Annotated in this window: 13 protein-coding genes; 5 read left to right on the top strand and 8 right to left on the bottom strand. The window is 74.5% G+C overall.

The features are described from left to right. Positions 1 to 14: 14 nt before the first annotated feature. Positions 15 to 2,072 (bottom strand): DNA gyrase/topoisomerase IV subunit B, encoded by a 2,058-nt coding sequence (locus AC5L34_RS18740; protein ID WP_101409039.1) that lies wholly within the window; start codon positions 2,070 to 2,072, stop codon positions 15 to 17. Positions 2,073 to 2,599: 527 nt separating this feature from the next. Here AC5L34_RS18740 and AC5L34_RS18745 point away from each other — a divergent pair. Next, entirely contained in the window at positions 2,600 to 3,859 is a 1,260-nt protein-coding gene (locus AC5L34_RS18745) for an SGNH/GDSL hydrolase family protein (RefSeq protein WP_441176332.1), read from the top strand. Between the two features lie 128 nt (positions 3,860 to 3,987). On the opposite strand, the gene AC5L34_RS18750 is transcribed toward AC5L34_RS18745, so the two are convergent. Together AC5L34_RS18750 and AC5L34_RS18755 are read right to left on the bottom strand one after the other, a co-directional pair. Further along, positions 3,988 to 4,629 carry a class I SAM-dependent methyltransferase gene (locus tag AC5L34_RS18750; RefSeq protein WP_441176331.1) on the bottom strand — a complete coding sequence of 214 codons (642 nt, stop codon included), beginning with the start codon at positions 4,627 to 4,629 and terminating at the stop codon, positions 3,988 to 3,990. Positions 4,630 to 4,638: 9 nt separating this feature from the next. After that, entirely contained in the window at positions 4,639 to 5,136 is a 498-nt protein-coding gene (locus AC5L34_RS18755; RefSeq protein ID WP_441176330.1) for an RrF2 family transcriptional regulator, read from the bottom strand. A 112-nt stretch (positions 5,137 to 5,248) separates the two neighbouring features. Here AC5L34_RS18755 and AC5L34_RS18760 point away from each other — a divergent pair, with 112 nt between their 5' ends. The 3 genes from AC5L34_RS18760 (at position 5,249) to AC5L34_RS18770 (ending at position 8,921) form a co-directional block, all read left to right on the top strand. Then, positions 5,249 to 6,517: a globin domain-containing protein gene (locus tag AC5L34_RS18760; protein ID WP_441176488.1), complete on the top strand. Its 1,269-nt coding sequence runs from the start codon at positions 5,249 to 5,251 to the stop codon at positions 6,515 to 6,517. A gap of 221 nt (positions 6,518 to 6,738) precedes the next feature. Continuing rightward, positions 6,739 to 7,956 carry a glycosyltransferase gene (locus tag AC5L34_RS18765; protein WP_441176329.1) on the top strand — a complete coding sequence of 406 codons (1,218 nt, stop codon included), beginning with the start codon at positions 6,739 to 6,741 and terminating at the stop codon, positions 7,954 to 7,956. 101 nt (positions 7,957 to 8,057) lie between these two features. Next, positions 8,058 to 8,921 carry an alpha/beta hydrolase family protein gene (locus AC5L34_RS18770; RefSeq protein WP_441176328.1) on the top strand — a complete coding sequence of 288 codons (864 nt, stop codon included), beginning with the start codon at positions 8,058 to 8,060 and terminating at the stop codon, positions 8,919 to 8,921. A gap of 6 nt (positions 8,922 to 8,927) precedes the next feature. Here AC5L34_RS18770 and AC5L34_RS18775 read toward each other — a convergent pair whose 3' ends face one another. Both AC5L34_RS18775 and AC5L34_RS18780 read right to left on the bottom strand, forming a co-directional pair. After that, positions 8,928 to 10,706 (bottom strand): SpoIIE family protein phosphatase, encoded by a 1,779-nt coding sequence (locus tag AC5L34_RS18775; protein ID WP_441176327.1) that lies wholly within the window; start codon positions 10,704 to 10,706, stop codon positions 8,928 to 8,930. Between the two features lie 72 nt (positions 10,707 to 10,778). Next, positions 10,779 to 10,949, bottom strand: a complete 171-nt coding sequence (locus AC5L34_RS18780) for a hypothetical protein (protein ID WP_172896549.1) — start codon at positions 10,947 to 10,949, stop codon at positions 10,779 to 10,781. 202 nt (positions 10,950 to 11,151) lie between these two features. On the opposite strand from AC5L34_RS18780, the gene AC5L34_RS18785 reads away from it, so the two are divergent. Continuing rightward, positions 11,152 to 11,787, top strand: coding sequence for a hypothetical protein (locus tag AC5L34_RS18785; protein WP_441176326.1), 636 nt, complete (start codon positions 11,152 to 11,154; stop codon positions 11,785 to 11,787). Positions 11,788 to 12,362: 575 nt separating this feature from the next. Here the strand turns inward: AC5L34_RS18785 and AC5L34_RS18790 are convergent. From AC5L34_RS18790 to AC5L34_RS18800, 3 genes are all read right to left on the bottom strand, one after another. Next, positions 12,363 to 12,890, bottom strand: coding sequence for a DinB family protein (locus AC5L34_RS18790; RefSeq protein WP_441176324.1), 528 nt, complete (start codon positions 12,888 to 12,890; stop codon positions 12,363 to 12,365). Between the two features lie 76 nt (positions 12,891 to 12,966). Then, positions 12,967 to 13,158: a hypothetical protein gene (locus AC5L34_RS18795; protein WP_363895589.1), complete on the bottom strand. Its 192-nt coding sequence runs from the start codon at positions 13,156 to 13,158 to the stop codon at positions 12,967 to 12,969. Positions 13,159 to 13,265: 107 nt separating this feature from the next. Continuing rightward, positions 13,266 to 14,186 (bottom strand): DUF72 domain-containing protein, encoded by a 921-nt coding sequence (locus AC5L34_RS18800; RefSeq protein WP_441176323.1) that lies wholly within the window; start codon positions 14,184 to 14,186, stop codon positions 13,266 to 13,268. Between the last annotated feature and the right edge of the window lie 59 nt (positions 14,187 to 14,245).

A 14,245-nucleotide genomic window follows, 5' to 3' on the forward strand; every position in this document is an offset into this window, starting at 1 on the left:
TCGGCGGGCGGTGCTCATGCGTCGATCGCCTCGCGGTCGACCCGGTCGGCGGAGTCGATCAGCCAGTTGCGGCGCGGCTCGACCTTCTCCCCCATCAGCAGTTCGAGGATCCGCTCGGCGGCGTCGACGTCGTCGAGGGTGATCCGGCGCACGGCCCGGGTGGCCGGGTTCATCGTCGTCTCCCACAACTCGTCGGCGTCCATCTCGCCGAGACCCTTGAAGCGCGGGATCGGGGTGACGATCTGCTTGCCGGCCTTCTCCAGCTTGCGGACCGTCGCCTCCATCTCCGCCTGCGTGTAGGTGTAGATCGTCTGCGGGTTGCGCCCCCTGGTGGTGATCTTGTGCAGGGGCGGCATGGCCGCGTAGAGGCGGCCGGCCTCGATCAGCGGCCGCATGTAGCGGGCGAACAGCGTGATCAGCAACGTGCGGATGTGCGCGCCGTCCACGTCGGCGTCCGCCATGATCAGCACCCGGCCATAGCGCATGGCCGACAGGTCGAAGGTGCGGCCGGAGCCGGCACCGAGCACCTGCACGATGGCGGCGCACTCGGCGTTGTCCAGCACCTGCTGAAGGTTGGCCTTCTGCACGTTGAGGATCTTGCCGCGAATCGGAAGAAGCGCCTGATACTCGGCAGACCGGGCAAGTCGCCCTGTTCCAAGGGCGCTGTCGCCCTCCACGATGAACAGCTCACTACGTTCGATGCCCGCCGCGCGGCAGTCGACCAGCTTCGGCGGCATCGACGCGCCCTCCAGGGCGGTCTTGCGCCGGGCGGCGTCCTTCTGCTGCTTCTGGGTCAGCCGTACGCGCGCCGCGTCGACGATCTTCTGCAGGACCGTACGCGCCTCGGCCTTGGTCCGGCGGTCCTCCAGCCAGGCCTTCAGGTGCTGCTCCACCAGCGTCTGGATCACCTTGGTGATGCCGGCGGTGGAGAGCTCGTCCTTGGTCTGCGAGGTGAACTGCGGCTCGGGGATCCGCACGTGCACGACGGCGGTCATGCCCTCCAGGACGTCGTCCAGGGTGGGCGGATCCTCCTTGGCCTTGAGCAGGCCACGGGTGTTGCGGACGGCCTCCGCCAGGGTACGCGCCAGACCCCGCTCGAAGCCCTTGCGGTGGGTGCCACCGTGCGCGTTGCGGATGGTGTTGGTGAAGCACTCGACGGTGCGCTCGTAGCCGGTGCCCCAGCGGAAGGCCACCTCGACCTCGGCCCGACGCTGCACGTTGGACTGCATGACGCCGTTGGCGTCGGCGGCGTTCTCGCGGTAGGTGCCCTCGCCGGTGACCATCAGCATGCCCGAGACGGGCCGGTCTCCTGCCGGCGCGAGGAACTCCACCATGTCGGTCAGGCCGTTGGGGTAGTGGAAGCTCTCCTCGGTCGGCTCCTCGCCGGTGTGGTCGCGCAGCGTGTAGCTGACGCCCGGCACCAGGAACGCGGTGTTGCGCAGCTTCATCCGCACCGCGTCGGCGTCCAGCGTGGCGCCGGTCTCGAAGTAGCGCGTGTCGTGCCACCAGCGGATCGACGTGCCGGTGCGCTGGCCGCGCTTCATCGCGCCGACGATCTGCAGCCCGGGCCCCGGGGTGAACGCGGCGTCGGGCCCGTCACCGTCGAAGACCCCGGGCACGCCGTGCCGGAACGACATCGCGTGGACCTTGCCGCCCCGGCGCACGGTGACGTCGAAGCGGCGGGACAGCGCGTTGACCGCCGAGGCGCCGACGCCGTGCAGACCGCCGGAGGTCTTGTAGCCGGAGCCGCCGAACTTGCCGCCCGCGTGCAGCCGGGTGAGCACCAGCTCGACGCCGGAGATGCCGGACTTGGCGTGCACGTCGGTGGGGATGCCCCGCCCGTCGTCGTCGACCTGGACCGAGCCGTCGGCGTGCAGCGTCACCTCCACCTTCGTGGCGTGGCCGGCGACGCCCTCGTCCGTCGAGTTGTCGAGGATCTCGTTGACGAGGTGACCCACGCCACGGCTGTCGGTGGAGCCGATGTACATGCCGGGCCGCTTCCGGACGGCGTCCAGCCCCTCGAGGTGCGTGAGGTCGTCGGCCCCGTACAGGGTCTCAGGCTCTGCGGTCAACTGGTCGTACTCCCAGGTCTCGGCGATGTGGTGCCGCGTCCGACGTCGCGGGTCGGCCGGCGCGCCGCAGCGAGCCTAACCGGGAGATGCGACAGGACGACGGCGCCCCGCAGCGACGCACGCGGCTGGTGGCGGGGCGGGCCCGGGCGGCGGGGTCGCGCGCTCCGTCCGGTTCCGGCGTATCGGGACCACCGTGACCGGTTTGCGAACGAGCCGGCGGCGGGTGGGTCCAGCCGTGACAACACCGGCGCCCCGGCCGGCCTTCCCGGCGTCGCCCCGCCGGCCCGGGGGCGCCCGCCGCACCCGGCGGCGCGACGCCACGGCCCGGCGGCCCGAGGCCTCCGCCCGACGCCTCCGCCCGACGGCCCGACGCCTCCGCCCGACGGCGGAACCGACCGGCGCGCCGGGGCGGACGTGTCCGCCATCGAAAGATTCTGTTACCGGTCCATTGACGCCCGTCGCGTCTGGATGATGTGATCTCGCTCTCAGAGGATCTTTCATATTTCGATGGACAGATGGAGGACGTGATGTCCAGGTTCCGTCGTACCGCACTCGCGGCGGCGCTCGCCGTGGCCACCGCCACGCTGTCGACCGCCGTCGGGCTGTCCGCCCCGGCCTCGGCAGCCCCGCCCACCGCCGCGGTGGCGCTCGGCGACAGCTTCATCAGCGGCGAGGGCGCCGGGGCGTACACCCCGGTCGCCGACGTCAACGGGGTCGCCCAGGGCTTCCCGGGCTGGACCGCCGCGAACAGCAACGCGTACTTCTGCCACCGCTCGGCGAACGCCTCGCTGCACCGGGCCAACCTGCCGGGCATCCAGGACCGGTTCAACCTCGCCTGCTCCGGCGGCCAGCCGCACGACATCGCCGCCGCCTCCTCGGCCCGGGCCAACGGCCGCCAGGTGGCCGCCCAGCTCGACCAGCTCCGCGCGGTCGGCCGGACCCACGACATCGACCTGGTGCTGCTCGGGCTCGGCTCGAACAACAGCTCGTTCACCTTCGGTCAAGTCGCGGAGAAGTGCGCCAACCGGTTCATCGCCGACGCCTGGACCGGCTGGTGGGAGTTCTGGGCCTACCTCGGCGGACCGGTGGAGCAGAAGCCCTGCACCGACGCCGACCTGGCCACCGCCGCCCAGTGGAGCGCCGCGACCGCGGAGACCACCTCGGCCGTACGCCAGCTGCTCACCACGCTGCGCGAGATCGACGCCGACGGCCAGCACCGGATCGTCCTGCAGGACTACACCAACCCGCTGCCGTTCGACCTCGAGCCGCGCTTCCACGAGGAGGACAGCCGCAGCGACACCCGGGACAAGTTCCGCGCGCTGGGCGCCGAGCGGTACGCGGCCGGCTGCCCGATCCACCGGGCCAGCCTGCTGCCGGGACACCGCTTCTCCCAGGGGCTGGGCACGATGGTGAAGTCCACCCGGGACACCCTGGCCGCCGAGTTCCCCGGCGCGGACCTGGTCTACCTCAACGTGCAGCGGGCCTTCGACGGTGCCCGGCTGTGCGAGTCCGGCACGAGCCCGACCGGAGCCCTCGCCACCCCGATCCGCCTGCAGGACAGCCCGCCGAACGGCGTCTTCGTCACCAGCCTCTCCGGCAAGGACAAGATCGCCATCCAGCGGATCGCGAACACCTGCGTGAGCTACTTCCAGACCTGCCAGGAGTCGTGGCACCCGAACGCCGCCGGTCACCAGGTGCTCGGGCAGTGCCTGACGGGCGCGGCCACCACGGGTGCGCGCTCCGTGGCCTGCGTCCGCGCCGGGGACGGCTCGATCACGGTCTCCTGACCGCGACACCTCCCGGAGCCCGGAACCCCGTGCCGCTCGGCGCGGGGTTCCGCCGCGTCCGCCCCCCAAACGGCGGCGGTCAGGCGGCACGGCGGTAGGTAGGCAGCACAGCCGCGGCCGGGGGCGGGTCAGTCGCGGGTGGCCGCGCCGAGCACGTGCGGGGCGGCCGGGGCCGGGAGCGCGCTGTCGGGGAAGCGGAACGCGTCCAGCTCGGTGACGGTGAAGCCCGCCGCCCGGATCGCGGCCACCGTGTCGCGGCCGGTGTGGCAGCCGCCGCAGAGCAGCGGCCACACGGTCGCGTCGACCAGCCGCTGGACGCGGCGCAGGCCGGGGGTCTGCGCGCGTACGTGCTCGAAGAAGCGCACCTGCCCGCCGGGCCGCAGCACCCGGCGGGCCTCGCGCAGCGCGGCGGCCTGGTCGGCCACCGAGCAGAGCACCAGGGACAGCACCACCGCGTCGGCGTCGCCGTCGGGCGCCGGCAGCGCCTCGGCGAGGCCGTCGACCACCTCGACGGGTACGGGCGCGTCGGCCGCCGCCACCCGCGCCGCCGCCCGCAGCCGGGGTTCCGGCTCAACCGCCAGCACCCGCTCGACGGTGCCCGGGTAGTGCGCGAAGGTGCGGCCGTTGCCGGCACCGACCTCGACCACCCGGCCCGCGAGGCCGGCGACGAGCCGGCGGCGGTGGGCGGCCGCGCCGGCGGCGTCCATCGCCACGCTCGCCCGCGCGAACACCCGGGCGAACACCGGGTGGGAGACCGGACCACGGGACATCGTCGCTCCTCAGACCGGATCGGGTACGGCCCGCCGGCCGACCGGGGACGCCGACGCGACAGGCGTCGGCGCCGGTCGGGGGCGGGGCAGGCCGAGGGCGAGCAGCACCGGGCCGGTCGGCCCGTCGACGAGCCCGCCGAGGGTCACGCCGTCCAGGACGGCGAGGAAGGCGTCGCGGGCCCGGCGCAGTTCGCCGCGCAGCCGGCAGGCCGCGCGCAGCGAGCACGCCGGCTCGTCGCAGGAGACCACCTCGTCGTCGCCCTCGAAGGCCCGCACCACGTGCCCGACCGTGGTGTCCCCGCCGCCCTCGGCGAAGGCCACCCCGCCGGAGCGGCCCCGGATGGTGACGAGCACGCCGAGCCGCTGCAACCGCTGCACCACCTTGGCGACGTGGTTGCGGGGCAGGTCGAGCTGGTCGGACAGCTCGTCCACGGTCATCCGTCGCGGGTTCGCGGCGGCGAGCATGGCGATACGCAGCGCCATGTCGGTGGACCGGTTGAGCTTCACGTCTCGACCCTAGCCACCGCGGTCGAGCCCCACCACGGTCGAGCGGGCCCAGGATGTGATCCGGACGACCCCCGACCCGGGACCTTCGGCCCTGAAGAGGTATCTCGAATACCTGTTTTGCTGTCGGGGTTCGAGCGGTTCACCTCAGAAGGAGACAGTCGTGCTCTCGGAGTCCTCAGCAGCAGTGGTGACGGCGACCCTGCCCGCCGTGCAGGCGCACGGCGAAGCGATCACCGGCCGGTTCTACCAGCGGATGTTCGACGCGCACCCCGAACTGCTCGACATCTTCAACCGCAGCAACCAGGCCACCGGCACCCAGAAGGCCGCGCTCGCGGCCGCCGTGGTCGCGTACGCGGAGCACCTGACCGGCGGCAGCCGCGCGCCGTGGGGGCCGATCCTGAACCGCATCGCGCACAAGCACGCCTCGCTCGGCATCACCGCCACCCAGTACACGATCGTCGGCCGGCACCTGCTCGCCGCCGTCGGGGAGGTGCTCGGCGACGCCGTCACCGCCGAGGTGGCGGCGGCCTGGGACGAGGTCTACTGGCTGCTGGCCTGCGAGCTGATCGCCCGGGAGGCCCGCCTCTACACCGAGGCCGGGCTGGCCGAGGGCGAGCCCGTGTGGCGCGACTGGCGGATCACCGCCCGGACCACCGAGGCACTGGACGTCGTGTCGTTCACCCTGGTCCCGGCCGACGGCGGCCCGGTGCCCACCTTCGTCCCGGGCCAGTACACCTCCGTCGCCGTCGACCTGGACGGCGGGCGCGGTCAGCAGATCCGCCAGTACAGCCTCTCCGGCTGCCCCGGCGCCGCGCACTGGCGGATCACCGTCAAGCGCGTACGCGGCGTCGGCGGCGCCCCCGACGGCATGGTCTCCACGTTCCTGCACGAGCGCGTGGGCGTCGACGACGTCCTCCGGCTCAGCCCGGCGTTCGGCGAGGTCAGCGCGGTGGCCGGGGAGGGCCCGCTGCTGCTGGTCAGCGCGGGCATCGGCCTGACCCCGGCGATGGCCGCACTGGAGCACCTGGCCGCCACCGAGCCGCAGCGCCCGGTGGTGCTGGTGCACGCCGACCGGGCCGGCGCGGCGCACGCGTTCCGCGGCGAGCTCCCGCGCCTGCACGCCGCGCTGCCCAACCTGCGCACCGCCCTCTGGTACGAGGACCTCACCGACGGCGAGCTGGCCGGGGTGACCGCCGAGGTCATCGCGGGCCGGGTCGACCCGGCACTGATCCCGCTCTCCCCGGACGCCCACGTGCACCTGTGCGGGCCGTTGCCGTTCATGAACACCGTCCGGGGCGGCCTGCTGCGCCGGGGGGTGCCCGTGGAGCGGATCGCCTACGAGGTCTTCGGGCCGGGCATGCTCCACGACAACCGGTCCTGACCCACTGTCGTCGGCCGGTCACGGGCGGTGGGGCGGTTCGCCCCGCCGCCCGTCGGCGTCTCCACACCCGACGGAGAGTCCCTCACGACGAGCCGGGCGGGCGGCGGTTAGGAGGGGAGGTCCAGGGTAGGGACTCCTGCGGCGGGGTCCGCCAGGCGGCGAGGAGACGCCCCGGGGCTCGACCGGGTCCCCGCCGACGGGCCGGCCGATGGAGGAAGCACATGCGTATCGCGATGATCTCGGAGCACGCCAGTCCGCTCGCCGTCGGAGGGGCGGGGGAATCCGGCGGTCAGCACACGCACGTGGCGGAACTCGCCGCCGCCCTCGTCGGCGAGGGGCACGACGTGCGCGTCTACACCCGGCGCGACTCGACCGCCCCGCCCGACTCCGTGCTCACCTCCGACGGCTACCAGGTGTGCCACGTGCCGGCCGGGCCGGCGCTGCGGGTGCCGAGAGACGAACTGCTGCCGCACCTGGGCGAGTTCGGTCGCTGGCTGGCCGGCCAGTGGCGCGACGGCGACTGGGTGCCGGACGTGGCGCACGCCCACTACTGGACGAGCGGACTGGCCACCCTGCACGCCGGCCGGCGTACGGGGGTGCCGGTGGTGCTGACGTACCACAGCCTCGGCTCCGTCAAGCGGCAGACGAAGGGCGACCGGGACGCCAGCCCACCAGGCCGGGTGGGCTACGAGCGCGCCCTGGGCCGGGCCGCGGACCGGGTCATCGTGCAGTGCCAGGACGAGGTGGGCGAGCTGGTCCGCCTCGGCGTGCCCCGGTCCCGAATGACGCTGGTCCCCGCCGGGGTCAACCAGGAACTGTTCCGTCCCGGCGGGCCCGTCGCCCCGCGCGATCCGGCCCGTCACCGGATCATCACCGTGGGACGGCTGGTGGAACGCAAGGGCATCCAGGACGTCGTACGCGCCCTGCCGGCCGTCCCGGACGCCGAGTGCGTGGTGGTGGGCGGACCGCCCGCGAAGCTGCTGGCGGCGGACGGCTTCGCCCGTCGCCTCCGCGCGCTCGCCGAGTCCTGCGGGGTCGCCGACCGGGTGAAGCTGCTGGGCGGGCTGCCCCGGGAGGAGCTGGCCCCGTGGTACCGCTCGGCGGACCTGCTGGTGGCCGCCCCCTGGTACGAGCCGTTCGGGCTCACCCCGCTGGAGAGCATGGCGTGCGGGGTGCCGGTCGTCGGCACGAACGTCGGCGGGATCGCCGACAGCGTGGTCGACGGGCTGACCGGCGACCTCGTGCCGCCACGCGACCCCCGGATCCTCGGTTCCACGGTCCGCCGGCTGCTCGCCGACAAGGTCCGTCGTTTCGCGTACGCGACGGCGGCGCTGGACCGGATCCGCAACCGGTACTCGTGGAAGCGCTGCGCCGAGCAGCTGAGCGCGGTCTACGCCACGGTCAGCACGGTCGGCCGCCCCGCTCCGGCGGTGGCGTGACGCGGACGGGCGGGGCGTCACGCGGGCGATCCGACGGCGCGCGCGTGACGCCCACCACCTGATGGTTACCCGCCGGTAGCCTCGGGCCGTAGCCTGGGGCGGTGAACGCGACGGGGGAATACCGACAGGAGTTCGTCGAGGTCGACGGGGCCCGCCTCGGGCTACAGGTGTATCCCGATCCGGACGGCGTCACCGACGCCCCGCTGGTGCTGATCACGCCCGCCATGGGGGTCCGGGCGCGCTACTACCGCCCGTTCGCCGCCGCGCTGCGGGCCGCCGGCCTGGCCGTGGCCGTGGCCGACCTGCGCGGCACCGGGGAGAGCACCCCGAAGCCGAGCCGCGCCTGCCGGTACGGCTACGCGGAGCTGACCGCCGACGTGGGCGCCGCGCTGGGGGCACTCAAGGCCCGCCGGGACGGGCGCCGGACGCTGCTGCTCGGGCACTCCCTCGGCGGGCAGGCCGCCCTGCTGCATCTCGCCGTGCACGGCGGGCACGACGTCGACGGGCTGGCGCTGGTCGCCGTCGGCGTGCCGTGGTGGCGCAGCTACCCGGGCCTGCGCGGGTACGGCGTCCTGCCGTACACCCAGGGGATCGCGGCGACCGCCCGGCTGCTCGGCGTCTGGCCGGGCTGGGGCTTCGGCGGCCGGCAGGCGCGCGGCGTCATCCGGGACTGGGCGCACACGGCGCGGACCGGGCGTTTCCCGCACCTGGACGGGGTGGACGCCGAAGCGGCCGTGCGGGCGCTGCGCACCCCCGTGCTCGCGGTCAGCGTCGACGACGACCAGTACACGCCGCACGAGACCCTCGACCACCTGTGCGCGAAGCTGGCCGCGGCGCCCGTCGCCCGCGAGCGCTACACGGCGGCGCAGGCCGGCGCCCGGATGGACCACTTCACCTGGGTACGCGCGAGCGGGCCGCTGGCGGCCCGGGTGGCCCGCTTCGCGGCGGACCTGCCGGCCCGCTGACCGCCCTCAACCGACCCGCAGCACCAGCAGGGCGACGTCGTCGTCCGGCTCGGCGGTCAGCCCGGCGAGCAGCGCGTCGCAGAACGCCTCCAGCGGCAGGTGGCACAGCCGTCCGGCCGCCGCCCGCAGACGTTCGATGCCGGCGTCGACGGGCAGGTCGCGGCGCTCGACGAGCCCGTCGGTGTAGAGCACCAGCGTCGCGCCCGGTTCGAGGTCGGTCTCGTGGTCGCGGCGCGGCAGCGGCCCGACACCGAGCAGCGGGTCCGGGTCGGTGACCAGCAGCCGCGCGGTGCCGTCCGGGTGCACGAGCACCGGCGGCGGATGGCCGGCGTTGCACCAGGTGAGGTGCGCCGACCGCGGATAGCCTGCGGCGCCCGGGACGCGCACGTGCCCCACCAGGGCCGAGGCGAACGTCGACACGCCCAGCCCGCGCAGGGCCCGTTCGAGCCCCGCGAAGATCGCCGCCGGCGGCTCACCCAGCACGTACGCGATGCCGCGCAGCGTGCTGCGGATCTGGGCCATCGCGGCCATCGCGGCGCGGTCGTGCCCGGTGACGTCGCCGATCACGACGGTGGTGGCCCCGTCGGCGGCGGGGAACGCGTCGTACCAGTCCCCGCCAACCTGCTCGTGCTCCACCGCCGGGTGGTACCGCACCGCGATGTCGAGGCCGGCCACCGGCGGCGGGTCGGAAAGCAGGCTGCGTTGCAGCGTCTCCGAGGTCCGCCGCTGTTCCCCGTGCACCCGGATCCGGTCGAGCGTCTGCGCGCACTGCGCCGCGAACGCGCCCAGCACCTCCACCTCGCGCCGCTCGAACGGGTGTGGCGCGCGCCAGCCGACGGTCAGGGCGCCGAGCAGCCGCTCCCCCACCCGCAGCGGCAGTGAGGCCCACGCCTCCAGTCCCGTGGTGTCGAGGACCGCCGCCATCTCCGGCGTGAAGTCCAGCGCGGCGGCCCGGTCGGGCAGGAAGACCGTGCGACCCGCGTACGCCGAGACGCTGGACGGCAGCGGACCGGTCAGCGACAGCTCGGCGTAGCGGGCGCGGGTGCCGCCGCCGAGGCTGTCGGTCAACGTCAACCGCAGCAGGTCGGTGTCGTCGCGCACGGCGACGGCGCCGCCGTCGGCGCCGAGCGCCCCGAGCCCCCGGTCGACGACCACCTCGGTCAACTCGGCGACGCTCTCGCAGCCGGCGAGGTCGGCGGCCAGGTCGACCAGGGTGGCGAGGCGGCGGTTTGCCACCGCCTGTGCCTCCAGCGCGCCGCGCAGTTCCTGCGCGCGGGCGTACAGGTCGGCCTCGGCCGCCGCCATGCGCCGCCGGAAGCTCTCGCCGCGGGCCTGTTCGTCCCTGGTCCGCTGCCGTTGCTGGACGAAGTCCGTGACGTCCTCGGGCCGGTGCAGCAGCAGCACGACGCGCCCGTGGTCGTCGAGGATCGGCACGTTCATCGGGCTCCAGTACCGCCGCACGAAGCCGCCGACGCCGTCGGGGATGTCGTAGCGCTGCAACGCCATCGTGTCCGCCCGGCCGGTGTCCCAGGCCCGCAGCAGGGAGGCCCGCAGGTTGGGCACCCCGGTGCCCTCCGGGTCGTCCGGGTTCGCCGGGAACGCGGCGAACACCTCCCGCCCGAGCAGTTCCGCACGGGTACGGGCGGTGGCGCGCAGATACGCCTCGTTGACCTCGACGATCACCAGGTCCGGATCGAGCACCAGGTACGGCGACGGCGCGGCGTCGAAGATCCGCGCGTGGTCCACCGCCGACGGTTCGCCCGACCGGTCCCACCCGTCGCCCACGTCCCTCGCTCCCGACCTCGCCCGCCCCGTACGCACGTCCCGGGCGGCCCCCGCCGCCCGGGACGCCGCTGCTCACTCGTCGGTGTCGACGGGCACCATCTCGCCGTCGCGCTCCACGCGGGTCTCGCCGCGCTCGGCCGGCGGCGGCACCTGGGCCGTGGTCTTGCGCGGATCGTTGTCCGGGTGCATCAGCACCGCGTCGGTCGACGCGGTCTTCTCCCGGCTCTCCTCCGGCTGCGACATCGGCTACCCCTCTCGTCGGGTCGTCCGACGATCTACCCGCCACCGGCCCCGCCGACTCCTCTCGGCCGCGTCCCGTCGTCGACCGGGCACGGACGCCGGGCCCGGTATCTGCGCTGCCGGGGCGTATCAGCAGGTGACGGGCGGGATTAGCCGACCGGGCGGCGGGTATGCCGCACCGCCCGACACGGTGGAAGGGGATCAGATGTCCGAACGACACACCGCACTGCGCTCGATGCACGATCTGGGCTTGGCGGCCTGGTTCGGGGGCTCCCTGATGGGAGCGTTCGGTGTCAACGGCGCGGCGGCACAGATGAACGACTCGACCCAGCGGTTGCCGATGGCCTCGGCCGGCTGGGCCCGGTGGACCCCGGTGAACGCCGCGGCGATCGGCGCCCACCTGGCGGGGGCCGTCGGGGAACTGGTGACGGAGAGCCCTCGGGTGGCCGCCCAGTCGGGAGTGGCCCGGGCCAGCACGCTGAAGACGGCGTTGACGGTCGGCGCGCTGGCGGTGACCGGCTACAGCCGGCTGCTCGGCATGAAGCTGGAGAAGGCCGGCGGGCCGGCGGTCGAGGGGGTCACCGAGCCGAACTCGCACACGCCGTCGAACGTGGCGTCGTGTCAGCGGCAGATGCGGATGCTCCAGTGGGCCATCCCGGCGATGACCGGGGCGCTCATCGTGATGACCGCGTACATGGGCGAGCAGCAGAAGCCCGGCGAGGTGTTCCGGGGCATGCTCGGGCGCGTCGGCGGGATGCGCAAGGCGCCGAAGGGGATGGGCGCGCTCATGGCGATGACCGCGGCCAGGCAGAAGCGGATGGCGAAGTCCGGCCGCTGCTGACCGGCGTACGCCGAGGGGCGTCCCGCCGACTCCTCGGCGGCGGGGCGCCGCTCCGCGTGTCCTGCGGCCGCCCGGGATCCGGCGCCGGCAGGCATGACCGCCCCGGCGACGGGGATTCGGAGCCTCTACCGGCGGACCGAGTAGCGAGGTGGCCCATGACGGCAGGAGACGGACGCGGCGGGGAGCGACGCCCACCGGAGGCGACCACGCCCTGGGTGACCAGGGACGGGCTGGACGCGGAGCCGCCGTGGGGCACCGGCGGGCACGACCCCATGGACGAGGGTAGCGAGGAGACCGCCGTACCGGAGGGGCGGCGCGGGGATCAGCGGGCCGGTGAGCCGGCGGGAACGTCCGGACCGGCCGGGCGGCACGGTTTCGGCCCGGTCGAACCGACGCCCACACGGCCGGCGGGCCCCGGCGCTCCGCCGGACCCGGCGCCGGCCCGCCGGTCCTTTCCCGACGCCGCCGACGTCGAGCCCCGGACGGAGGACGCGTTGCGGACCCGGGGTCGACGGTCGTGACCGGTACGGACCCGGGCGCGGCGAGCCGGGTCACCCGGCGCGGGCGTCCGGCGGTCAGCCGCGTCCCGCGACGCGCAGCAGCCGGAGTTGGCCGATCTCAGCCGCGTTCTTCATCAACTCGGCGTTGACCCAGGCGAGCATGTGCCCGACCGTGTGCCCCGCGTCCTCCTGCCAGGGGAACGACGCGGGGGCGTCGAGGTCTGCGTCGGTGAGCCGGTCGAGCTGACCGAGCCACTCGGCGCGCAGGCCCCGCAGCCAGGCGATCGTCGGCCCGCCCGGGCCCGGCCATCCGACGTCGGTGCGCTGCCGGGGTGGCCGTCCCCCGAGATGGTCCATGGCCACGGTCCACCACCAGCCCATGTGCCACGACAGCCAGCCGATCGTCGGAACCGGCACGGGATCGGGTTCGGTGTCCGCCCAGTCGGGGGTCCACCCGCCGGCGGGGCCGGGACGGACCGTCCAGCAGCGCGCCGCCGGTTCCCAGAGGAAGTCCGCCGCCTCGATGCGTTCGAGATGGTATTCGAACAGCGACCACGTCAGGTCGAACTGCCAGCGCAGGAGCGCACGGGAGGTTGCCGCCATCGGGCGATCATGCCCGAGGCCGGCGGCCCGGTCGACGCAATAAGGCCGCGTGCCGGGCCCCTCCCGGGCGGTCGCCTCAGCCGCCGGCGGTGTCCTCCCCCGCGACCTCGGTGGGGTCGTCCGCCACCGGATGGCCGGTGTCGTCCACCAGGCCGGGCGCCATGCTTCCGCCGTGGGCGTCCTGCGCCTGCCGGGTCTCGCGCGCCGCCGCGTCCTGCGGTACGCCCGGCGTCGCGTCCTCGTCGTGTTCCTGCCGCCGCTCACCCATCACCGCGTCCCCTTCCGTCGCTCACGCCCCGGGCGGTACCCGGGCGGCCGGTGGGAAAACCTCCCCGCCGACGCTCCGTCCGGGCCGGACGACACGTGGCGCGGCGCTCAGGACGGGGAGCCGGCTGCGGCCCGCTCCGCCCGACCCCGCCCCGCCGGCCGCACGCCCAGCAGCTCGGCGAGCCGGGCGGCGTCGCGTTGGGCCTGGTCCTCGCAGCAGTTGTTGAACAGCGCGTGCAGCTCCTGTGCCTGCCCGGCCAGCTCGACCAGCAGCTCCGACCAGCGGCGCAGCTCCTCGTCGCCGTACGCGTAGCGGAACTTCTCCTGCTTGTCCCCGGTCTCCCAGGCGGTGCTGTGCCCGTGGAACCGCACGACCGCCAGCTCCGCCGTGGCGAAGAGGATGGGCGGCACCGACGACGGATGCCCCTGCGGCATGTCGACGCAGACGAACGACAGGTCCCGCTCCCGCAGGAACGCGAGCGTGTCCAGCGCCGCCGTGCCGTCGAACCAGGACCCGTGGCGCAGCTCGACGGCGACCCGCCACGGTCGGCACCGCTCCGCCAGTTCGGCGATGCGCCGCTCGGCGGCGGCTCCCCGGGCCAGCCACGGTGGAAACTGGAGCAGGACCGCGCCGAGCCGGTCGGCCGCCGCGATCGGGTCCAGCGCCGCCCGGAACCGGTCCCACAACTCGTCGTACGCGGCCGCCGGCAGGTCGCGGCGGCGGATGCGACTCGGGCCGCCGGTCGGACGCAGGTCGCGCGGCAACGCGGCCACCGGTGTCGGGTGGCCGGTGAAGAGGCTGAACGCCTTGACGTCGAAGGTGAAGCCCTCGGGCGTGGCGTCGACCCAGCCCTGCGTCGTCTCTGGCACGGGGACCGCGTAGTAGGAGGTGTCGACCTCGACCAGCGGGAAGTGCCCGGCGTAGAAGTCGAGCCGGCCGGCCGGGGTGCTCGCCGCGCGGGGATACCAGCCCGAGCGCAGCAGCATCCGGTCCGCCCAGGACGACGTGCCCACCTTGATCACACCCATGTAGTTCAGTGCACCCCGGACCGGACGAAACGGCAACCGGTGGCGGAAACCCGGCGTCC

Source organism: Micromonospora sp. ZG13 (assembly GCF_059359355.1).

Coding starts and splice junctions, on each gene's coding strand:
- AC5L34_RS18795 (WP_363895589.1), bottom strand. CDS start 13,158: ATGGGTGAGCGGCGGCAGGAACACGACGAGGACGCGACGCCGGGCGTA.
- AC5L34_RS18745 (WP_441176332.1), top strand. CDS start 2,600: ATGTCCAGGTTCCGTCGTACCGCACTCGCGGCGGCGCTCGCCGTGGCC.
- AC5L34_RS18785 (WP_441176326.1), top strand. CDS start 11,152: ATGTCCGAACGACACACCGCACTGCGCTCGATGCACGATCTGGGCTTG.
- AC5L34_RS18790 (WP_441176324.1), bottom strand. CDS start 12,890: ATGGCGGCAACCTCCCGTGCGCTCCTGCGCTGGCAGTTCGACCTGACG.
- AC5L34_RS18765 (WP_441176329.1), top strand. CDS start 6,739: ATGCGTATCGCGATGATCTCGGAGCACGCCAGTCCGCTCGCCGTCGGA.
- AC5L34_RS18780 (WP_172896549.1), bottom strand. CDS start 10,949: ATGTCGCAGCCGGAGGAGAGCCGGGAGAAGACCGCGTCGACCGACGCG.
- AC5L34_RS18750 (WP_441176331.1), bottom strand. CDS start 4,629: ATGTCCCGTGGTCCGGTCTCCCACCCGGTGTTCGCCCGGGTGTTCGCG.
- AC5L34_RS18800 (WP_441176323.1), bottom strand. CDS start 14,186: ATGGGTGTGATCAAGGTGGGCACGTCGTCCTGGGCGGACCGGATGCTG.